The following is a 21713-nucleotide window of genomic DNA, read 5'->3' as shown; positions in this document are numbered from 1 at the left end:
TATTTTTTCAGCAGACAAAGCCTTGATAATCAGCAAATTAAGCATGTATACAGATAGGATACCATAGAAAAAATATCCAAGTAGAGAAACCTTACAGGAGTAGTATCGTAGAATATAATATACTGATAGTCAAATACTTGCAATCAGCTATTTTATATTGTTTAATTTTTAGACTACAAAACCTTGCAACTCATGAAAAAGAATTGGATTTTAGCTGTAATTATTGCAGTAGGTGTAACTTTTAGCGGATTTGCCCAAACAACACCTTCTCAAACTACGCCTTCTCAAACAACTCCTTCCGGCAATAAAAAAGATAAAAAGATGGAGAAGAAAGAAAGAAGAGATAGCACTAACACACGTAAAGCCCCTGTTCAGAAAACAGATACAACTGGACGTAAATAAAAGACTAATTACATATAGAGGTATATATCGGAGCCGATGCCATGCATCGGCTTTTTATTTAGAAGGCTTTCAAACTGATATCCAGACTTTTAACAGAGTGTGTCAGCGCACCTACAGATATATAGTCTACTCCACTTTCTGCCACGGCTGCGATTGTCTCTTCCGTAATCCCGCCAGAGGCTTCTGTTGGAAAGCGCCCATCAATTAAAGTAATGGCTTCCCGCATGCGATCCGGAGGCATATTGTCTAGCATGATTCGGGTTATGTCACCGATTTGCAATACCTCTTCTACTTCCTTTAGATTGCGGGTTTCCACAACAATATTGAGTTTTTTTCCTTTCTCTTTCAAGTATTGATGGGTTGCCTGTATAGCTTGAGTTACTCCTCCCGCATAATCGATATGATTATCTTTCAAGATAATCATATCAAATAGGCCAAACCTGTGGTTTAAGCCACCTCCAATAGCTACAGCCCATTTTTCCATAAGCCGGAAGTTCGGCGTTGTTTTTCGGGTATCCAGGAGTTTGGCTTTGGTATGCGAAATCAATTGTACTAATTGATGTGTATAGGTAGCAATGCCACTCATACGTTGCATACAGTTTAAGACAAGTCTCTCTGCCTGCAGAATAGACTGAGCCTTGCCTGTAACAGTAAGTCCAATGTCTCCATATTTTATCATAGAGCCATCTTCAATCAGGGTTGTTACCTGGAGTGTAGGATCAACTGCATGAAAAATGTAAGACGCCAGTTCCATTCCTGCCATCATACCTGTATCTTTAATAATGAGTCTGGCCTGACGCTGAGCATCAGCCGGAACTGCTGCTAGTGTAGAGTGGTCTCCATCTCCGATATCTTCGTGAAGAGCAGTCTGAATGAATGTATCAATAGATTGAGTATTGAGATAAGTAGGGCGAAAGTTTAGAGCCATAGATAAATACTGGTTGTTGCGTCTATCCAGAGCAGGATAAATGCATTTTTTAGGAATGGTCTGAATGATGCCGAAAACTACATTTTTCAACGGATAAAATGTTGTTACAACATACCATATTTCTTTTATGATTGAAAATACTACCTTTTAGGAAGAAAACGGGATAGCTTGTATGAAATTTTAAGCATTTCATTTGTTTCCTTGTAACGAAACCTATAATTTTGCCCCCTCAATTTTCAAAGCTTCTGCTACCTACGCCTTCCTTTTATTATGGCATCGTCTTATTCAGTCAAGTTATTTTCGGGTACCGCATCGCGATATCTGGCAGAGAAGATTGCGTATTATTACGGGAAGCCTTTGGGAACCGTTACTTTACAGCAATTCAGCGATGGCGAAATGTCGCCTTATTTCGAAGAATCAGTAAGAGGATGTGATGTGTTTCTGATTCAGTCAACATTTCCACCTGCAGACAATCTGATGGAGTTACTTCTGATGATTGATGCGGCTAAACGTGCTTCAGCAAAATATGTAACCGTAGTAGTTCCGTATTTTGGGTATGCACGTCAGGATAGGAAAGATAAGCCCAGAGTTGCCATTGCTGCCAAACTGGTCGCAAACCTTCTCTCGGCAGCTGGAGCAAGCCGGCTTATGGCATGTGATCTCCATGCGGGTCAGATTCAGGGATTCTTTGATGTTCCTGTCGATCACCTGGATGGATCTGCTGTTTTTGTTCCTTATTTCAGAAGTCTAAAGCTTGATAACTTGATTATTGCTTCACCAGATGTAGGTGGAGTGAGCCGGGCAAGAGCATTTGCCAAGTATTTTGGTGCCGATATTGTGGTTTGTGATAAACACCGGAAGCGGGCCAATGAAATTGCTTCGATGCAGATTATTGGGGATGTAGAAGGGGCAAACGTTGTTTTGATTGATGATCTGGTAGATACAGCAGGTACTATTACCAAAGCAGCTAAGATTATCATGGAAAAAGGTGCAAAGTCTGTGCGTGCTATTACCACACACCCTATTTTGTCTGGAAGCGCCTATGAAACGATCAATAATTCTGTACTGGAAGAATTGGTTGTAACAGATACTATTCCACTGAAGCAGGAATCTCCAAAGATCAAAGTCCTTACTGTAGCTGAGCTTTTTGCAAAAGCTATTCGTAATGTACATGATCATGAGTCAATTAGTACTTTATTTTTACAAGTATAGTTTATATTTTATTTATTTCACTTAATCAATTTATTTTATGAAAACAATCGAGGTTATAGGGTATAACAGAGCAAATCTCGGAAAGAAAACAGCGAAAGAGCTGCGCACATTGAGCCAGGTACCTTGTGTACTATATGGTGGAAAGCAGCAAGTTCACTTTTCCGTTCCAATGATTCTTTTCCGTGACCTGTTGTATACTCCAGAAGTTCATCAGGTAGATCTGAACATTGAAGGAACACATTACAAAGCGATTGTACAGGATGCACAGTTTCACCCAGTAAATGAAATGATCTTACACGTTGATTTTCTGGAGTTGGATGAAAATAAACCTGTAAAAATGAATATTCCAGTTCATTTACAAGGAACAGCGGTAGGTGTGACGAAAGGGGGGAAACTGATTTCAAAACTACGTAAACTTACTGTTAGCGCACTACCTAAAGATATGCCTGACTATGTAACTGTAGATGTATCAGGACTGGATCTAGGTAAGTCTATCAAAGTTGGCGACGTAAAAGCAGAAAACTTTGTTATTCTGAATTCTCCTTCTAACCCGGTTGCTTCCATCGAGATCCCAAGAGGTCTTCGTGGAAAAGGTGCTGAATAATATATATTCGCTCAAACAAAAAAGCTTCCTTGTACAGGAAGCTTTTTTGTTTCTAATAGCTACTTCTGTTAAAGAAGTACTTTTCGACATTATTTGATTTTTGCCGATAATACCTCGATCTGCCTATCAATAGTATGATAGACTAATAACTTATCATATGCATCTACATACACAGCTGCAATAGGGCTACTGCTATGAATAGGTGTTTTTCCGATAACACTTCCTGTAATAGTATAAAGTGTGGTACTTTTAGCAACAGGGTTAGTTATAGCTACAATGCGTAAACCTGCTCCAAAGTTATAATACTGAACTTCATTGTTATCTGAGAGATTCGCTGCTGTTTCAAAAAGTGACTGTCCTTCTTTATCCAGAATAGCAATAGTGCGATTTTCAAGTCTGGCAATAACCCAGTCCTTATGCTTGGGTTCTAGACACATACGAAATACATTGTTGCCTGATGTATGATATAATTGCTTACGTGTTGTGATTTTACCGGTAAAGTCTGTATAAATAATCTCTCCTTCTTTGGTAACAATAACAATATGGGTTTGCTCGGGGGATAATCCTGTTTCCACTAAAAAACGACTTTCTGTACGCGCTTTAAGGTCTACAGGGAAGCCCGGATAGACTTGTCCACGGCGATTAAGCAACGTGAGTTTTCCATTGGCTTGCAAAATCACAAAATAGTCTTTGTCCTGAATGCGTACATGCTGAGGTGTACACTCTAATCGATATCCTGTATGAAGCGGGTTCCACCCTTCTAAAATAGCTCCTGCTTTATTATACATGTACAGGTTCCCTAACATGTCAGATACCAGAAACCTATACTCTTTATTTCCATCATAGTCTACCATAGATAACGTATGGAGATTGGTGGTGGCAGGTATTTTTATTGGGAATGGAGCTACTGGCGATCCATTACGATCCAATATATGCAATTGGTGATTTGTAGTAAACAGATATTGCAGTTTATTATTTTTAAGATAATCAATCTGATAGATTTCCGATTGTATCGGACTATCCATCCATTTACGCCACAAGATTTGACCCGATTGATTAACAAGATACATTCGGTTTGCTGCATCTTGTACTATTACTTCCCTACTGTGGTTTATGTGACTGCGCACCAATATTGGTGACATTCTAAGTAGGGTGTCAGCTGTCGTTTTCCAGGAAACAAAGAATGTATTGGCGACAGATGACGCAATAGGCTTACTGCGATAATGTGCTGTTATTTCTGTTTCAAAGGTATTACTGTGTTCACTATAAAACCCCATTGTCAGATGTTCGAAATCTTTTAGTGAACTGCTGTATTGTTGCATAATCTGCTGCCAGTGAGGAGCTGCCTTTTGGTAAAATAATGACCATGCATGGCTTACATCTATCTGAATAGTGAAATATGCTGAATGTTCACTTTTAAATAAATTGCGTTTGATTGCAGACTGACTCCACACGTCTCCGGTTTCTCGTATATCTAGTAAGTTTTTAAGGCTTTGTACAGAGTTGCCAAATACAACATACTGGTTAATAATGGTATAAAAGCATTGAGGGAAGCCATTAACTTCATTGCCAAATACACTTGAAGGAAATTCCGGTTTATATATTTGATGAATAGCCGCACCTTTGTATTTTTCCTGATAAGAAGATTTTTCATTCCCCTCATCATATTGTATCGCAACCTCTCTAAGTTGTTTAGCGGCATTGGATACATCATTAGTTCGTACACAAAGGAGACGATCTGGTTGACTCCCTGTTGTCTCCACAATGGCTAATGCCATTTCATTTGCTATCCACGAAAAATACCTGGGACGAGAGATAGAATGATACAAGGAATCGTATTGGTAGTGTTTCTTAAAATAAAGCTGAGGCTTGCTAAAAGTCCAGTGATACAGTATCGCTGTTTGATTGGGAATCATGGACAAACAGGACACAGGTTGAGCTTCCTGCTCCTGAAACATTGTTAAATAATTGATTTGATTACTTTTCGGATTGAGATGAGTATTTCCTTTTAAGTGAATACTATTTTTATCCTGAGTCAACTCCAGGTTTGCAAACAGACCCAATGTAGAGAGGAAACCTGCATCTGATGAATAGTTGGTAAATAGCTGTACTAACCTTGGTGTGACAGATAGATTTACATATACCTGTAATGGACCTTTAGATACTGACGCAACCTTGTTCCAGTTATTCCATTGTGTATCCCTATTAACAGTTCCTTCATTGAGTTTACGTATCACATCTTCTACCAGAAAAGAAGTGTAACTACCAATCAATAAGTCATCTGTAAAAATAAAAGAAAATGATTGCCGGGAAGATTGATCGGTAATGTCTGTGATCTGATAGTCACCAAAAGTCCTTGTATCTGTCCGAAAGCCAGTGTTAGAACGAAATTGCTGGATTAGTTTTTGTGTACTTTCTTTTTCCCGTTCACTTAAGGGAATATAAAAAACGTAATCAAAATCGTTACGGGTTGTTACATGTAACGACATAAGAATCTTCTTCTTTAGAAGAATGTCTTTACTTTCCGGATATTTCTGCAGTATATTCAAACGGGAAAGAAGTGTTTGAAAATAGGGAAGCGATTGTATTTGCTGCCCTATATCATTTTTCTTCCAGTCTGAAACCACATTCAAAGGATTATCTGCTTCAACAACGAGTAGCGAATGTATAGGCACTGCAACCCATGCAGGAGAAAGTTGACGACTAAGCCACCATTGGTAAGCTCCAAATCCAACAATTCCCACAATGACAATGCCTGCTATAGCAAGAAGATATTTTCTGGTCAAGAATGGTTTGTTTTATAAATGCAGACTGTGAGTGTGCTAAAAAGAATCTTTTTATACTGCTACTGGAGCCTTTATACCAGGATGTGGATTATAGTTTTCAACAATAATATCTTCATAGTTAAAGGCAAAGATATCTTTCACATCCGGATTGATCTTTAGTGTAGGTAAAGGTCGGATATCTCGGGATAGCTGTAGCTCTACCTGTTCTAAATGATTCAGATACAAATGAGTATCCCCACCTGTCCAGATAAAGTCACCTACTTGCAGATTACAAACCTGGGCAATCATATGGGTAAGCAAAGCATAAGAAGCGATATTAAAAGGAACTCCCAGAAACACATCAGCACTGCGTTGGTATAGCTGACAAGACAACTTTCCATTGGCTACATAAAACTGGAATAGGGCATGACATGGCATCAATGCCATCTGGCTAATCTCGCCAACATTCCATGCGCTTACAATCAGACGTCGTGAATCAGGATTCTTCTTAATCTGTGCTATAACATCTGAGATTTGGTCAATTACTTTGCCCTCTGCAGCTTCCCAGCTACGCCATTGTTTTCCATATACAGGTCCTAACTCTCCATTGGCATCTGCCCATTCATCCCAGATACTCACTCCATTATCTTTTAGATATTTAATATTGGTATCACCTTTTAGAAACCACAGCAATTCATAGACCACAGACTTCATATGAACTTTTTTGGTTGTCACCAAAGGAAATCCCTCATTCAGATCAAACCGCATTTGATAACCAAAAACACTCAATGTACCTGTGCCGGTACGATCTTCCTTACGGGCGCCATGCTCCAAAATATGACGCATCAAATCATGATACTGTTGCATAAAAAACGAGAGTAAAATTCTGACAACGAAGGTAGCCGAAAGCTGGATTTTTTACAAGAGATGAATCTTAAATCCCTTTATTCACGCTCATGGAATAAGTTCCCCGTAAGTTTATGAATATAAGGAGTAATATTGTATTTCCACTTGATCCAAAATGGCGCCAGATCCCAATGTTTTTTTAATACATCCTTTAATCTTTTAATGGCTTGTCCTTGTTGATTATCTTCAAACGTTTTTGAGCCTGGCAGGAAACGCATATTGCCCCATATTTCATTAAAATAATAGCAGTGTGCTTTTCTGACAACTCTGAGAATGAAGTCAATATCCATTGAGTAGTGGTCATTGATATCATATAAACCAGCTTTTTTATGCAATGCTTTATGATAAAAATAAGCTACTGGATTATATGGATGAACGCTTTTCTTTTTGACCAAAGAAATAAACCTTAAATCCTTGGGCTCATTCAGATGAAAAGAGTCTTCGGTTTGCCATATACGACAATTTGCAACAGCAAAAGAATTTTTTGGAAGAGTTTGGAATAACTCACAAACACGATTCAATACTTCCGGTTCATAGTAATCATCCGCATTTAAAAAACCAATAACACTTCCATTTGCTAATTCAATACCTTTATTCATCGCATCTGACTGACCTTTGTCTTTCTCAGATATCCAACGAATATGTGAATATTCCTTTGCAAGATCTCTTATTATCTCAACAGTTCCATCTGTACTTCCTCCATCCACAATGATATGTTCTAAGCTTGAACAGTTCTGCTGTACAACATTCTGAATACATAAGTGAATAAACTCTTTGCTGTTGAAAACAGGTGTAATAATGCTTAAGAGAGGTGGATTCATTAAAGACACAATTATAAATAATTTGAGAAAACTAAAATTGAGAGGCTTTAAGATATACTAGCCCTTAATGCAATAGTATATGCATTTTTAGTAGTAATAGCTGTGTCTCTCCATGAAAACTGTTTAACTCTCTCATAGCCCTGAGCAACTAATTGCTGACGGAATGATAAGTCTGATAATAGTGATGATATGGTAATTTGTAAAGAGACTTGATCTTTAGGTGAAAAGTATGCAACTGCATCACCTCCTATTTCTTTAAGTGAGCTAGTATTAGAGGCAATAACAGGACAGCCATATTGAAATGCTTCTAATATGGGAATTCCAAATCCTTCATACAAAGAAGGATATACAAAAGCAATGGCATTCTGATACAGAAAAGATAATTCTGCATCATTTACTGCTATATGAACTAGCCTTTCATTAATGCCTAAATCTGTAAAATATTTCTTCTCTGCTAATGAAAAAGGTTTTCCAGTACACAAAATCTTGATCGTATTATCCTGGTTCACTATTGGTAAGATTGCTCGTAAGAAGAAATAAAAGTTTTTGTATGTGTCTCTCCCTCCAACATATAAAAAATATCTGGTAGGGATATCTATAGGTTTAGGTATGCCTGTAAGTGAATTACCATGGTAACAAACGGTTATTTTTTCTGCAGGGACATTATAGAAATTAATAGCATCTGTTTTGGTTGTATGTGATATGGCTATAATATGGGCGGCGTTTTCTAAAAGAACTTTCTTTTTTACCATGTATGGATCTTTGAGAAAGAACTCTGGATATAATTCATGTGTAAAATCGTGTACTGTTAGTACAAAAGGCTTTCCATTCAGATATTCCAGAAAATAATCGTCATAATAAGTAGGATGGAAGACATCAAAATTGCCCTCTTTTAATGCTTTTATTGTTTTTTGCTTATTTACTGACTTAAAATCGGGTGTTGGATTTACCTTCTCTTTTAGTTTATATAAATACTTTTTGCCTCTGAATTTTAAATCGGGTAAGAAGTCACGAATTTCTGGAGGAAATTTTTTTATTTCTGTAGATAATGATCTTAAATATTGGTTTTCTGAATACTCAATAGGCAATTGCCATTCTATACCTAAGGTAGACAACTCTGTTATAAGCTCAAAAAAATATCTTGATATACCTCCAACTCGCTGCATTTCAAAAATCTGGTGGTCAAATAATACTCTCATGGTATTTAAGGTTGCTTTGTATTAGTGAAATATTATTTAACTCTGTTTTCCTGTATCTTATTTGAATACAGAATCAAGTACTTTTCCAACAGCTTTATATTCAAAGTTATCCTCAAAAAAATATTTTGCGGTTGATTTTTGTTCATGATAAAAAGCTTCATTTGTCAGAAGATTTGTAATGGCTTGAGCAAATTCCTCTGGAAGGTCTGTAACAATGCAACCATTATTTCTCTTTTGATTAAACCCATCTACACCTTTACTAGTACATACAACTGGCTTTTCGTAAGATAGTGCTTCCACTACTTTTATTTTCATACCAGTTCCCTGTAACATGGGGCAAATGGATAACTTTACTTTTTCATATATGAAATCAAGATTATCTGCAAATTTAATCTTTGTTACATTAGGATAATCACCTATATAGCTGGTAATATTCCCTACTATTAATAGCTGATATTGTGGATTTAGAAGAGGGTAAACATAATCAAAAAACCAACTTATGCTTTTTTGATTATGAATGTTATCACTTCCTATAAAGAGTATATCATACGAATAAAGCTCTGTTGTTGAAAGAAGAGAACGTTTGTGAAAAAATTGTGGAATGTAAAAGAATGCAGGCTTAGTTGTAAACTGGGAGAAAAATATGCGTTCGTCATCAGAAATACAAAGCACTTTGTCAAATAAGTTCACACGCCTTATTTCCTCTTCTAAAAGATTTCCGATCCTAATATTACCATTACTTAGATAAAATGCCTGTAATGTTGCCGAGTCTTCAATACCCAAAAGTGTAGTAATATTAGTAAGAGGAATATCAAGTACCAGATTTGCCCAGTATACATAACTTATTAGAAGATAGTTATAATTCTTTGATGAAAGAATCTGCAAAAACTGGTCTTTCATTTCCTGACTGACCATGTTGGGCAGATTCTCGTATGCATATTTCTGCTGAGGGGGTAGCTGAGGTGATATCTTGTTGGCTAAAGTTGCCAGTTTTCTGGAAAGAAACATCAATGATCGAACGATAAGATTGCTTCTGAAACTGTCTTTCCTTCCGTTCTTTGTCTCTTTTCCTTTTTTCCTCCCTTTTTCGCTAAAGTCAAGAATAAATACATTATCAATAAAGGAACTTGCTTCGAGTTCTTCTTTATCTGTTGAGGTGATTTGTATCTGACTACAGCAGAGATCAATACTGAAACCTCTGTTTTTCAGATAAGCAATTAGTTCATAATATCTTGTATCAACTCCACTCTGTCGTTTCAAAAAATTGTATGGATATATAATTAAAATTCTTTTTTCGCCTCCTATCATAAAGTATGGTTTTATTTTATGCTATCAATTAGTGATCTCCCTGGATAAATATATTATTCTACTATTGTAACATTATGCTCCAGATGATAAAAGCTAATCTGTTGTTTTATGTATTGAATAGGATGAATAGGTTTATAATCCTTTTTAATCATTCTCTTGATGAAAAGCTTAACCAAGTAAGAATTTTTCTTGTACCATTCCAGAAGCACCAGGATTTTGGCTCGTTTAGTTTTTGCTTTGCGCCAGTCGTTTTCAAGTACACCTAGTTGCTTTCCTACTCTAAACTTATTAATATCTATTCCTTTTAACGTATTGGGATTAATTTGCAAAGCTTTTGCAAATGCAATATCAATTAATTTACAAATTCTGCGTTGATGTTCTATTGTCTGTAAAGATGCAAACGATGTCGCTTGTTTGGGATGAATGCGCCAAGTTGCCAGATACTTGGGGATATGAATTGTATGATAGAGAAGAGAAGCTCTCATTGTCCACTCAAAATCAGCAATTGATCCATAATTTGTTAAGAACAGTCCGATCTTTTCAAATAAACGTTTACGGATTAATAGTTGAGTAATTGACATATAAACACCTCCTTCTGCACAATGTACCAAGCCATCATAGGGTGCATATCGTATATTGGACTGATTTGTCTGAATAAGACCATCGAAATAAATTGGGACATCGTCCCAGTCTAATAATGAAGATGCTTCACCTTGTTCGTCTATCACTCTTAGATTACAATGAGCAATATCACATACCTGATGTTTGTCAAGTGCAGACACCATTTGCTCAATACATTGCGAGACCATTGTATCATCGCTGGTAGCAATGTAAATATATTCGCCTGTTGATTTATCAATTCCTTTATTCCATGCATCATAGGGTCCTTTAGGAGGAAACTGATAGAGATGAAATCTTGTGTCTTTGCTTGCAACTTCTGTTAGTAACTCCCAGGAGCCATCATTAGAATATCCATCAATAACAATACATTCCCATTCTGCTAGAGTTTGGTGTAAAATGGTCTCTATGCGTTCACTGATAAAAGGATAACTGTTTAAGTTAGGTAAAATAATAGATACTTTAGGAGGAAGAGGCATGACAAGATAAAAAATTTGTTTTAGAGTGATTGCTATCTATATCTAACTTTCTTAGTAGCAAGCTTAAGCTACCTCACAAGTGAGGTACTTCTTTTGGGGTTGTTATGTAAACGTAGAGTAATGTATTCAAATAAGTCATACTTAAAATAAACCTTGAATATAAGGTGTTCTTTCTTTTACCAGTAAATATTTCGTTTGATAATTTTTGCCGGATTCCCTGCAATCAATACATTTTCCTCCTCAAACTTTGTTTTCACAACCGAATTAGATGCAACTACACAACCATTGGGAATAGTTGTTCCTTTGTAAATAGCCACATTTGATCCTATCCAGACCTTATTTCCAATATGTATTATATTAGAATCTGAAGACTTCTTTCCTTCATATTGGATTTCATGAAAATCTTCATCAAGAAATTGACAATCCCATGATATAGCACAATATTCACCAATTTCCAGTCCATGCATAATAATCACTTTTGTAAATGGATTTATATATGTTCCCTTTCCAATCTTTACAATTGCCTTGCCTCCTATGTCAAACCTACATCCTCTACCAATTGAAACGTTATCAAACGTTATAATCTTTCCATATATATTGAGAAAAGTTACATCTTTGTTATGAGTAAAACCTATGTAGTCGACACCTATTTTAAGAAGACCATGTGTTGAAATATTCTTCCAGCCTCTAATAGTAGCACTCTGATGGGATATAATATTTCTCTCATTTACCCAATAGTATATATATTTCAAGAAAACCAGTATAAAATTAGATTCTGATTGTTTACATATCTTGTATACTTCTTGGATTCTCTTGATATTCATACAGACTAGAAATAGTTGATTAATACTACAAGTAACCTAAAATAAACTATTTACTTTCCTCCTCAGTCTAATGTAAAATCTGATCATCCAGTTATTGGTCAGTTTGTCAATACTTTTTTGTAAAAAATCATTTTTATAGGTGAGAGAGTTAATGATGGATGTATAATGTTCATGAATATAGACTTCGAAAGATCTTTGTGTGAAAGAATTATGTTTAATAAGAAACGATACTATTTCTTCTATACGTTTTTGATCTCCTTTACTGCTCTTATTAGAAGAATATATTCTGTTAAAAGAGATGAACTCATCCATAAAATAAAGCTGGTATTTTTCACTGCATCTAATCCAATAATCCCAGTCAAATACATAATGTAGGTGCTCATCAAGTAGGCCTACCGTTTTTAGGATCTCTGTTTTCCAGAAGGCTGAAGGTTGAAGTATATAGTCAATCTCTCTCAGATCATTGACTTGATATTGTGTTACATAGCTTTCTTCATGCATAATCTTAAGGTTTTTATCTGTGCGATACCCTTTCGCATAGATAAAGCATGCATCCGGTGTATTTCTAAAAAACATAAAAACCTTCTCAATACACAATGAATCTACATAAACATCGTCAGAGTTCAACCATGCAACAATGTCTCCTTTGGCCATTTGGAATCCTTTATTGATAGCATTGGCTTGGCCAGTGTCAGATTCACTTTTCCATCGATAGCTAATACCTTTACATTTGTTAAATTCAGAATCCGTTGAAGAAATGTAAAAGTTAAGTCCATTATATTCCTTTATTACACAGTTTTCCTTGAGAATCAACTCATATTTCTTTACCTGATCCATTGTTGAATCAGATGATCCGCCATCTATAATTATATAATCAATATAGAAATCACCTGTTTGTTTTAGAATAGACTCAATAGTTTCTGATATGAATTGTCCCTGATTGAAGGATGGTGTTATAATCGTTATGGTTTTAATGTTTTCCAAGGACTATGTCATTAAATAGTATGTTTTCAAGTGTTTGAATAAATCGGAGCCTATTTCATTAGAAATTATAGCGAACTACTTCTGCAATATCTCTTAGCTGGTTATTAGGCATTCCTCTTCTCGTAAGGGTTACGAAACGTTTGTACCAGAGAACTCGTTTCTTATTTATCAATTTCTTGGTTAAACGATTTAAGGATTTATTTTCCACTAAACTTATAAAATATTGAACTATCTTTTCATTCAGATAGGTTTTATATATCCATTTAAATTCTTCATAGCGTCTTGTATCTTTGGAGCCTGTCTTATGTAATGGATGTATTCTGTAAATAGAAAGATATCTTTCTACTGCAGTAAACTTATCAGATGCTTTTTGTGCTCGTATATACCAATCCCAATCCAATACATAATGCAATGATTCATTTAACGGCCCTGTCGCCTCCCAAAGCTTACGTGTCCAAAAGCTTGATGGCTGGATAATATAATCATAACACTTCAGATCTCTATACCTTGCCCATAATACTACATCACTTCCGATCATAGTATGCGTATTTTCAGTCATATGGCAACAATTACCAAATACTAATTCCTTTTTATTAATATTGAGTTGCTTGGCAATAAAATGTAAAGTACCTGGCATAAACATATCATCTGAATTAAGCCAGCAGAGAATATCTCCAGTTGCCATGTTGAGCCCTTCGTTTATAGCAGATGCCTGTCCATTATCTTTTTTGCTATGCCAGTATGAAATTTGAGACTCATATTTTTTTATGATAGAAACCGTATTATCTGTACTGCCTGCATCTAGAATAATATACTCCAGGTTAGGATAATACTGTCCAAGAACTGATTGAATAGTTTCTTCTATATACTGCCCCTGATTATAGCTAGGTGTAATGACTGAAATTTTAGGAAAAGCAGAAGGATCGTTACTTGTGGTCAACATGGTAAAAATGTTTATATTCAAGCATGCTTGAATAATATACGAATGTATTAGAAATAGTTAGTTTTGTTAGTATAAATAGCTGTAAGATGTTTCGCAATCCTATACTATCAAGTAAAACTCCTGTTGAGAGCGCACTATTACTTTATAGCTTTGATTGGGCAGATCCAATAGGTGTAAGATAGATTTGACTTACTTTCGGCTCTTTTGCATTTTCTAAAACGAATTTTATGCTAAGATTTAGCTTTCATTTCATACGATAATCTATTGTTCAATAGTTGTGATGAGTGCTAATTAGTTATAATATCTTTATCAGATCTTCTGCAAATTTGCGAATATTCTTGCTATAATCCACATTTTGTTTTTGAGGAGGCGTTTCTAAAAACATAATCAATTTCTCTGCCAATTCATTTTCGTTTTGTGGATTAAAGAAAACTGCATTGCGATCAAGCTGTTCTTTATGTACATCTATATCTGAAGCAATCAGGTATTGATTCATCGCCTTAGCATCTTCGACAACTGTACTCCATCCTTCAAACAAAGAAGGCTGCACAACTGCAATGGCATTCTGCATTAATTTTAACTGTTCTTTACGATCTAGAAAGCCCAAAAATCTAACATTCTTTTCTAATCCATTTGTTTTAACATAATCTTTAAGACTTTGAAAATAGTCAGGATTTCTGTAATCACTTTCCTTTCCAGAAAAAGCAACAATAAAATTATTCAGTCCTTTTTCAAGCAAAACCCGGATTGCTTTCAAAACAATAATATGATTCTTATGAGCCCAGAACTGATTAGGCGAGAAAAAATAATGAGTATCCAGATTATACTTTTGGCGTAATACATCAATATTTAACCCTGAATAATCCTCATGTGATACTGCAAAGTTAATGACATGTGTTTTGTTCTTTGAATGCGGAAAAAAGCTATGAAAATCCTTTAATGCATCTTTACTGCTAAACACAACCATTGAACCAGACTGAGCAATGGCATTTTGATTCTTCTTCCGAATTTCAATGTCTTCTGCTGAAAAAAACTGAGGAAGATAATGTTCTTGAAAATCTGGTATCCAATAAATTTTGGGTACCATGGAAAAGAAATCAGCTGGTACTAAAAAGAAATGCTCTTTGGTATAGGTATTGTCATGAAAAGGAATATATATTTTGTCAGACCTAAGAGGAAATAACTTACCCAGATCCTCTGTAGTAGGCTTGGGCTCTTGTTTTGGCTTTTTTATAAGAGCTTTACCCAATACAGTAAAGCTTAGCTTATTAATTACTTTTTCAGAGAAACTGTATTTTGGATCACCGCTCCAGAATCTTAAAGAAGATGCATGAGTTATATAAGGATATTCTAAAGAAATGATGAGCTCATATGTCTTTTCATCTGAAAAAATAACTATGTAAGGCTTTTTTCGATCAGGAAGAGTTTTTAATGCCTGAATTAAATTTATATTGTAATACAGTCCCCCCGTCCATGCATTAAGATCATCAGAAAAAATAATACTTACTTTCTTTCTTTTAGCCATTCTATATAGTGTTTAATACCTGATTCAAAGGAAACTTGTTGCTTATAGTCCATGGATATAAGCCTGGTTATATCTGCACACCAGTTAACCGGATCACCGGGTTTATGCTCACCTGAAAAATTAATCTCAATAGAGGGATTCCATTCCTTATAAAAGATAGAGGCTGCCATTTCTATTGTAATTTCTTTCCCGTTTGCAATGTTAATAGCCTCTCCTTTAAACTGTCCATTCTGAAGCACACATTCAATTGCATATAACAAGTCCTCTATATAAATGAAATCCCTTGATTCTTTACCTGAACCAAATAACGTGATAGAAGTACTTTTACGTGCTTTCTGGTAGAGATCCCAGAATAATTGTTTTTGTAGTCCGGGGCCATATGCAGAAAAAATACGTAGGTTACAGGCTTGTGCTCCAAAGAGTTCTACATATTCTCTACATATATTCTCACTCTGAACTTTGTGCCAGCCATAGGGAGAAAGAGGCGAGAGAGGATGTGACTCATTAATAGGAAGATATTGTGGATCGCCGTAAACAGCTGCACTGGATAAATTAACAAACTTGCATGTTGAATTGTATAATCTGATGGACTCAAGTATACTAAAAACATTGTATACATTAAGCCGATAATCCTCCAATGGGTTAGCAAAAGACAATCCTACATGAGCAGCTCCAGAGGCATTAATACAATAATCAAAATGTTGCTTTTTGAAGGCAATACCAAAATCCGGATGGTTACTATCTATAACTGTAAAGTCGGTAGGAGAAATAGGGTGCCCCGGATAATAGGCAATATCACAGCCTGAAACATCGTAACCTTTTTCTAAAAAAAAATGAGTAGCAGCCCTCCCTATGAAACCGTTAGCTCCTATTATAAGTATATTCATTGCTTTTTAGATAAAAAGGAGTATAACCGGCCAGGGATTTGTTGCTCGTCAAAAGGAATTATATTCTTGCGATAAATATACTTGGAATATGCCTTTACAAGTAGAGGAAGTTTACTCCATATACCCAGCTTTTTAACAAAAGCTTTAATTTTTTCTCTCTTAAATTTTAACTGATGTTCCTTAAACTCATTCTGAGTCATTGGAAAATAATTAATAACAGAATCAAAGTGGGTAAGGATCTTTACAATCTTAAAACCGGCTTTCTTGAAACTAGTGGTATACTCACTTAGACTAAATGCATTTTCACCATTATAAAACTTCTGTAAGGGATGGGCTTGCAAAAAGGCTTCTTTTTCAGCAGGAGTATTGGTTACATGATCTCTTACCGTCATAAAAATGCCCTGCAGCTTCAATACCCTATACACTTCTGCAGTAAACTGATCTAGGTTATGGGCATGATGCATCATTTGTCGTGCATATACAATATCAAAACTCTCCGAGTTAAATGGAATACCTTCACCATATACAGTGTGTACTTCTACGTTGGCGAGAGAATGATGCTTTGCTAATTTTCGGATAGCTCCTGCACCAACGGTTTCACTTTGGTCTGGTTCTATCACCATAACCTCATAGCCTTCTAATGCGAATGCAATACTTGAGATTCCGTTTCCTGCTCCTACATCCAGTATTTTTTTTCCTTGAGGTGCATATTCTCTAAGTAAGCGGAGTGTTTCTATAAACTCCTCACTTTGTCGGAAACGAGTCAGGTTAAGATTGAGATCTTCCTCAAGATATGCTTTTTCTACCAGTTCTTTATATTCTGGCTGTGTTCGTATGTATTGTATGGTTTCTTCCCAAGTCATCCTAGTTTTGATTCAGGTACTTAATTATTTTTGCCGGATTACCAGCTACCAATGCATAGTCTGGAACATCTTTCGTAACCACACTACCAGCTGCTACTACAGCTCCTTCTCCAATAGTGACTCCTTTTAAAATGATTGAATTAAAACTAATCCAAGCGTGATCTTTTATCTTTATTGGTGCAGTTAATATACTTCCTTTTTCTTTTGGATGTCCTTCATTGATAATTGTCAAATAACCTGTAGCTCTTTCAAGATGATTTAACTCATGTGAATTTGAATCTATTATACTTACATTATGAGAGATAAGCACATTATTACCTATATCTATTCTATCCCCAGACCATATATAACTATTCTCACCTATATAACAATTATTACCAATTGTAAGATATCCTCCATATGCAAATAATTGTAAATTACCTCTTAAATGAGTATTCTCTCCAATAATAATTCTTTTTCTATCATTCTGTAGGTTAAAGACTGTAGCTTGTTTGTAAAAACGACTTGAAGGAGCTAAAGTAACCTGTTTTAAACATTTATCTATTTTATTGTTATCTATTGCCTCTTCTATAGAGTCGATGTTATTATTTATGATTTTTTGTGATACTTCCTTTTGGTTTAGGATAATTTTATAGATTAAATCCTGATTATGTTTTAATAATCCTCTTAAGATATATCTTGTAAATGTATGTATCATCTCCTTTTCTTATCAAGGTTCTATAATCTCTAAAACGTAAAATTAGAATTTGGATGACATTTATAAAAAAGAGCCAACTATCTTCTTCATTAGGGATTTGAATATGTTATTATCAACTTTATCTCCGGATTTAGCAGTTTCTTCCTCTTCTACATTTCTTTTATTATCTAAGAATCTTTCTAATAACTTGTCATAAAAGTAAATGTTGATAGAATCTTTATAAATCAGAGGTATTTTCTCTAAAAATAACTCTTGCGGGAATGTTTCATCTGTTTCAATATCAGAATGAACACCACTCCCATCTACTCCTATATTTTTAACCAATGATTTACTTGGAAAAAGGCCTAAGCCATTACGCATAAAAACGGAGTAGTACCATCGGATTGCCCAGGAGTTGGTATTGTCCAGCATTGCCGCATAGTCATAATCGGCAAAATTAAATCGTTGCCTGATTAATGGATTTTTCTGAATGATGCTTTTATAGGTTGTATCCCGATCAAACGCTTTCCATTTCTCTGTCCAGGTACCCCATCCCCACGAACTGGTAGCTAATGGACACAAAAAAGTATCTATTTCTGCTGTATCTACAGAAAACATATACCCATTTATGGCATATACATTAGAAACAGACTGATACATTTCCAACCCTTCATTCATATAGTGAAGAAAGAAAGGTGAAGTAATCAGGTCATCTTCCAGTACGATAACCTTACCATATTTGTTTACTGTTTCTGTAACACCCTGAATCACAGAGTCTGCTAAGCCCTTATTTTCTTCACTCTCAACAATATGAACTTCTTTACACCATTGTTGTTGCCGGATTACATTTCTTGTCTCCTTAATCTTTTCAAGAACTTCTGGTGAAGCATCATTCTTTGGTCCATCAGCATAGATATACAAAATCGACTCCGATGCCAAATGATTTTGGGCCAATGCAATCAATGTTTGCTGTGTATGCCAAGGTCGATTATAGACAAAAAGTATAATGGGAGCTAATTCCATAAGTTTTGCCAGAATGATTTCTTTTTGTATAATATATCATGATGGCTTAACTGTGCAATAGGTAGATACCACGAAGAAAGATATGCATCAATTTCCTCCCGAAAGCGAGCTTCTACCAAAATATATTTAGGAGCATGCTTTTTCATATCAATTCCTTTTAAAACAGACAGTTCGAACCCTTCTACATCCAATGATAGCAAATCTATTTTTTTAATATGATGTTTCTCAAGCAAACTACTTAAAGTAGCAACAGGAACCTTAACCTCATATGTGTGTACTTGTTGAACATCACATCCTTTAGCAATATGATTTAACTCTTCTTCTTCTGTTTTCATTGCCCCTTTGACCAGAGACATAAGATTTGAAAACCGCATCTCAATAAAAGATTCTTTAAAGTCAAAAGGAACTAATGCATAGTTTTCCACAATGGCCTTAGGGCGGTTAGCCTTGCATCTTTCATATACTTCAGGTATAGGTTCGATGAGCAATCCCTTCCAATTTTGATATTTTTCAAAAAACAAGGTATTGCTCTGAGTTATACCATCATTGGCACCTGCTTCGATATAGAAGCCATTTCTGAATTTAAGATAAGGATATAGCTTTTTATCTAACTCATTTAATGCAAATGAATTTCTCGTATCCAAAGGTACTTTGGAGAGGAACAGTAGCTTTTTTAGCTTTTTAAGCAACATATACTTCAAAAAGGTTTAATCTAATACCCACCACCAATTGGAATAACAGGTTGGATATCATTCAGAGGTAAAAAATTAAAATCCCTTGTAAAGAAAAATGAGGTAGTCCATGTATAATTGTTAATAGGCCCTAAACCATGCATATCTACCTGAATAAGGTTTTTTACTCGCAAATCTTTGCTTATGTCAGGATGGCGATCCGAATTGTCTAATATGATGAGTCCACCTGAATTCAGAAAATCATGTGCGATAGATGCACACTCATTCCTCAAAATACCATCAACAATAATTATATCAAATTTAGTATCAAATTTTTTGATTGCATCCACATATTGTTCTTCTGTTGCATTTACAATTGTTTGATTGGCAATCTTAAAACCTTTCACCCTTTCATACCAATCAGCATTGTGCTCAATACTATATACTTTTTTAGCTAAAGACGAGAAGAAAAGTGAAGAATTACCACTCCCCCATTCTAAAACAGTTTTCTGAGATAAGTCCAGTTGTTTGAGATACTCAATAGCAGGATACGTAAACCATGGTAAAGGATTCGTATTTTTATCTACACATTGTTGAAGTTGCAAACTTTTAGCATGGCCATAATCTTCATCAATGATTGAAATATAGCCTGGCAGCGGTTTTATCTGAGAACTTAGGGGAACTTCTTTTGCTTTATAATTTAAAGGATAAATAACTATTCTTTTATTGAATAATTTAAAGAAAGAAGACAGTAGTGAAATTGCTAAACTTTTATTTTTTCTCATTGCAATACTTCTAATTTTTCTGTGATTTTGAAGCTGTGTTCTATTAGGATATTACCCTGGTTTTCAGGTATTAATCTCCCAGTTCCATAAAAATCTCCTGGTTCTACATAAAAGCTAAAGGCATTATTAACCCAATCAGCTACTTGTCCATCTATTGTACAATACAAAGTGACTTCATACTTACCAGGAGTAAAAGGAAGTCTGTCAATATTTACTTCAACTATTTGTGCAGTTTCAGCAACATCGGAGTATACATTACCAGTAATTTCGCTGTTGAGATTTGTAATTCTTTGTCCTTGAGCATTGTTAATACCCAACGCTATAAAAAAATTCTTTAATTTTTTCTTTGCATTATTTTTAAAGTAGATGACTATTTTAGCATTTTTTCCAGTTATGAAGTTCCCTGTTGGGTTATTGTTCCAGTTACGTAATTCAAAAGAATGAAATCTGATGATGCCCGATCCGTTTCTGTCTTCTCTTTCTGCAAGAGCTTTATCAACTACAGGCGCGGTTTCCTGATTATAATAATCTATGATCTTTCGGATACCTCCAGTTGTAATAACCTTTCCTTTTTTCAATAAGACACCTTGATTACACAGGCTTTCTACTGATAACATATTATGGCTTACAAATAAAATAGTTCGTCCCTGTTTATGTGCAACATCATCCATCTTGCCCAAACACTTTTTCTGAAATTCTGCATCTCCAACAGCCAATACTTCATCTAAGATCAAAATTTCTGATTCTAAATGAGCTGCCACTGCAAATGCCAATCTGACATACATCCCTGAAGAATATCTTTTGACAGGAGTATCTATAAATCTTTCAATTCCGGCAAAATCTACTATCTCATCAAACTTTTGGTTTATTTCTGCCTTAGTCATTCCTAAGATTGCACCATTGAGATAGACATTTTCTCTACCGCTCAAATCTGGATTAAATCCTGTACCTACTTCCAGAAGACTAGCGATCCGGCCTTTTATTTTGATACTACCTGTTGTAGGAAGTGTAATCCGAGAGAGAATTTTGAGTAAGGTAGATTTGCCCGCACCATTTTTGCCAATAATGCCTACGGCTTCGCCTTGTCTGACTTCAAAATTGATATCCTTCAATGCCCAAAACTCTTCACCTTGTAATTGAGAGGCATCAACGACTTTAGAGAAAGGATCTTCTTTGCCTTGTTTCCGAGCCCACCATCTCTGAAAATCACCTTTTAGAGAGTTTGTCGCTGTTTTGCCTAAGTGATATTTTTTAGAAACGTTTTCTACTTTAACAACTACTGACATTGCT

21 protein-coding genes are annotated in these 21713 nt (G+C 35.4%); 3 read left to right on the top strand and 18 right to left on the bottom strand.

Annotation, left to right across the window (positions count from 1 at the left end; genetic code table 11):
- Window positions 1-192: 192 nt before the first annotated feature.
- Window positions 193-402 carry a hypothetical protein gene (locus tag QNI15_RS27635; protein ID WP_313991640.1) on the top strand — a complete coding sequence of 70 codons (210 nt, stop codon included), beginning with the start codon at window positions 193-195 and terminating at the stop codon, window positions 400-402.
- Between the two features lie 58 nt (window positions 403-460).
- Here the strand turns inward: QNI15_RS27635 and nadC are convergent, their stop codons facing one another.
- The gene (gene nadC, locus QNI15_RS27630) at window positions 461-1330 is read right to left on the bottom strand and encodes a carboxylating nicotinate-nucleotide diphosphorylase (RefSeq protein WP_313991643.1); all 870 of its coding nucleotides are present in this window, start codon (window positions 1328-1330) and stop codon (window positions 461-463) included.
- A 270-nt stretch (window positions 1331-1600) separates the two neighbouring features.
- Here nadC and QNI15_RS27625 point away from each other — a divergent pair, with 270 nt between their 5' ends.
- Window positions 1601-2542, top strand: a complete 942-nt coding sequence (locus QNI15_RS27625) for a ribose-phosphate pyrophosphokinase (RefSeq protein WP_313991646.1) — start codon at window positions 1601-1603, stop codon at window positions 2540-2542.
- A gap of 37 nt (window positions 2543-2579) precedes the next feature.
- Window positions 2580-3146 carry a 50S ribosomal protein L25/general stress protein Ctc gene (locus QNI15_RS27620; protein WP_313980903.1) on the top strand — a complete coding sequence of 189 codons (567 nt, stop codon included), beginning with the start codon at window positions 2580-2582 and terminating at the stop codon, window positions 3144-3146.
- 89 nt (window positions 3147-3235) lie between these two features.
- Here the strand turns inward: QNI15_RS27620 and QNI15_RS27615 are convergent, their stop codons facing one another.
- From QNI15_RS27615 to QNI15_RS27535, 17 genes are all read right to left on the bottom strand, one after another.
- Window positions 3236-5932: a DUF3352 domain-containing protein gene (locus QNI15_RS27615; protein WP_314034866.1), complete on the bottom strand. Its 2697-nt coding sequence runs from the start codon at window positions 5930-5932 to the stop codon at window positions 3236-3238.
- A 51-nt stretch (window positions 5933-5983) separates the two neighbouring features.
- The gene (locus QNI15_RS27610; protein ID WP_313991652.1) at window positions 5984-6778 is read right to left on the bottom strand and encodes a thymidylate synthase; all 795 of its coding nucleotides are present in this window, start codon (window positions 6776-6778) and stop codon (window positions 5984-5986) included.
- Between the two features lie 77 nt (window positions 6779-6855).
- Window positions 6856-7638: a glycosyltransferase family 2 protein gene (locus tag QNI15_RS27605; protein WP_313992391.1), complete on the bottom strand. Its 783-nt coding sequence runs from the start codon at window positions 7636-7638 to the stop codon at window positions 6856-6858.
- Between the two features lie 47 nt (window positions 7639-7685).
- Window positions 7686-8837, bottom strand: a complete 1152-nt coding sequence (locus QNI15_RS27600; RefSeq protein WP_314034865.1) for a glycosyltransferase family 4 protein — start codon at window positions 8835-8837, stop codon at window positions 7686-7688.
- Window positions 8838-8894: 57 nt separating this feature from the next.
- Window positions 8895-10097, bottom strand: coding sequence for a glycosyltransferase family 4 protein (locus QNI15_RS27595; RefSeq protein WP_314034863.1), 1203 nt, complete (start codon window positions 10095-10097; stop codon window positions 8895-8897).
- 101 nt (window positions 10098-10198) lie between these two features.
- Window positions 10199-11242 carry a glycosyltransferase gene (locus tag QNI15_RS27590; protein ID WP_314034861.1) on the bottom strand — a complete coding sequence of 348 codons (1044 nt, stop codon included), beginning with the start codon at window positions 11240-11242 and terminating at the stop codon, window positions 10199-10201.
- 176 nt (window positions 11243-11418) lie between these two features.
- Window positions 11419-11994, bottom strand: coding sequence for an acyltransferase (locus tag QNI15_RS27585; protein ID WP_313991663.1), 576 nt, complete (start codon window positions 11992-11994; stop codon window positions 11419-11421).
- Between the two features lie 108 nt (window positions 11995-12102).
- Window positions 12103-13050, bottom strand: coding sequence for a glycosyltransferase (locus QNI15_RS27580; RefSeq protein ID WP_314034858.1), 948 nt, complete (start codon window positions 13048-13050; stop codon window positions 12103-12105).
- Window positions 13051-13108: 58 nt separating this feature from the next.
- A complete protein-coding gene (locus QNI15_RS27575; RefSeq protein WP_314034856.1) occupies window positions 13109-13993 on the bottom strand; it encodes a glycosyltransferase in 885 nt (294 codons plus the stop codon).
- Window positions 13994-14288: 295 nt separating this feature from the next.
- On the bottom strand, window positions 14289-15518 hold the full coding sequence (locus QNI15_RS27570; RefSeq protein ID WP_313991671.1) for a glycosyltransferase: 1230 nt from the start codon (window positions 15516-15518) through the stop codon (window positions 14289-14291).
- Complete coding sequence (locus QNI15_RS27565) at window positions 15497-16405, bottom strand: NAD-dependent epimerase/dehydratase family protein (RefSeq protein ID WP_314034854.1); 909 nt, start codon at window positions 16403-16405, stop codon at window positions 15497-15499. The genes QNI15_RS27570 and QNI15_RS27565 overlap by 22 nt, the downstream gene beginning before the upstream one ends.
- Window positions 16402-17268 (bottom strand): class I SAM-dependent methyltransferase, encoded by an 867-nt coding sequence (locus QNI15_RS27560; RefSeq protein ID WP_314034852.1) that lies wholly within the window; start codon window positions 17266-17268, stop codon window positions 16402-16404. The genes QNI15_RS27565 and QNI15_RS27560 overlap by 4 nt, the downstream gene beginning before the upstream one ends.
- Before the next feature lies 1 nt (window position 17269).
- A complete protein-coding gene (locus tag QNI15_RS27555) occupies window positions 17270-17965 on the bottom strand; it encodes an acyltransferase (protein ID WP_314034850.1) in 696 nt (231 codons plus the stop codon).
- 60 nt (window positions 17966-18025) lie between these two features.
- Entirely contained in the window at window positions 18026-18967 is a 942-nt protein-coding gene (locus QNI15_RS27550) for a glycosyltransferase (protein WP_314034848.1), read from the bottom strand.
- Window positions 18958-19611, bottom strand: a complete 654-nt coding sequence (locus QNI15_RS27545) for an FkbM family methyltransferase (protein WP_314034846.1) — start codon at window positions 19609-19611, stop codon at window positions 18958-18960. Before QNI15_RS27545 ends, QNI15_RS27550 begins: the two co-directional genes overlap by 10 nt.
- 68 nt (window positions 19612-19679) lie before the next feature.
- Entirely contained in the window at window positions 19680-20423 is a 744-nt protein-coding gene (locus QNI15_RS27540) for a hypothetical protein (protein WP_314034844.1), read from the bottom strand.
- Window positions 20420-21709, bottom strand: a complete 1290-nt coding sequence (locus QNI15_RS27535) for an ABC transporter ATP-binding protein (RefSeq protein ID WP_314034843.1) — start codon at window positions 21707-21709, stop codon at window positions 20420-20422. The genes QNI15_RS27540 and QNI15_RS27535 overlap by 4 nt, the downstream gene beginning before the upstream one ends.
- Between the last annotated feature and the right edge of the window lie 4 nt (window positions 21710-21713).

Source organism: Xanthocytophaga flava, assembly GCF_030068545.1.
GTDB lineage: Bacteria > Bacteroidota > Bacteroidia > Cytophagales > 172606-1 > Xanthocytophaga > Xanthocytophaga flava.
This window is presented reverse-complemented; position numbering and strand designations above follow the sequence as displayed.

Coding starts and splice junctions, on each gene's coding strand:
- QNI15_RS27600 (WP_314034865.1), bottom strand. CDS start 8,837: ATGAGAGTATTATTTGACCACCAGATTTTTGAAATGCAGCGAGTTGGA.
- QNI15_RS27560 (WP_314034852.1), bottom strand. CDS start 17,268: ATGACTTGGGAAGAAACCATACAATACATACGAACACAGCCAGAATAT.
- QNI15_RS27550 (WP_314034848.1), bottom strand. CDS start 18,967: ATGGAATTAGCTCCCATTATACTTTTTGTCTATAATCGACCTTGGCAT.
- QNI15_RS27610 (WP_313991652.1), bottom strand. CDS start 6,778: ATGCAACAGTATCATGATTTGATGCGTCATATTTTGGAGCATGGCGCC.
- QNI15_RS27605 (WP_313992391.1), bottom strand. CDS start 7,638: ATGAATCCACCTCTCTTAAGCATTATTACACCTGTTTTCAACAGCAAA.
- QNI15_RS27555 (WP_314034850.1), bottom strand. CDS start 17,965: ATGATACATACATTTACAAGATATATCTTAAGAGGATTATTAAAACAT.
- QNI15_RS27535 (WP_314034843.1), bottom strand. CDS start 21,709: ATGTCAGTAGTTGTTAAAGTAGAAAACGTTTCTAAAAAATATCACTTA.
- QNI15_RS27570 (WP_313991671.1), bottom strand. CDS start 15,518: ATGGCTAAAAGAAAGAAAGTAAGTATTATTTTTTCTGATGATCTTAAT.
- nadC (WP_313991643.1), bottom strand. CDS start 1,330: ATGGCTCTAAACTTTCGCCCTACTTATCTCAATACTCAATCTATTGAT.
- QNI15_RS27590 (WP_314034861.1), bottom strand. CDS start 11,242: ATGCCTCTTCCTCCTAAAGTATCTATTATTTTACCTAACTTAAACAGT.
- QNI15_RS27625 (WP_313991646.1), top strand. CDS start 1,601: ATGGCATCGTCTTATTCAGTCAAGTTATTTTCGGGTACCGCATCGCGA.
- QNI15_RS27575 (WP_314034856.1), bottom strand. CDS start 13,993: ATGTTGACCACAAGTAACGATCCTTCTGCTTTTCCTAAAATTTCAGTC.
- QNI15_RS27620 (WP_313980903.1), top strand. CDS start 2,580: ATGAAAACAATCGAGGTTATAGGGTATAACAGAGCAAATCTCGGAAAG.
- QNI15_RS27540 (WP_314034844.1), bottom strand. CDS start 20,423: ATGAGAAAAAATAAAAGTTTAGCAATTTCACTACTGTCTTCTTTCTTT.
- QNI15_RS27565 (WP_314034854.1), bottom strand. CDS start 16,405: ATGAATATACTTATAATAGGAGCTAACGGTTTCATAGGGAGGGCTGCT.
- QNI15_RS27635 (WP_313991640.1), top strand. CDS start 193: ATGAAAAAGAATTGGATTTTAGCTGTAATTATTGCAGTAGGTGTAACT.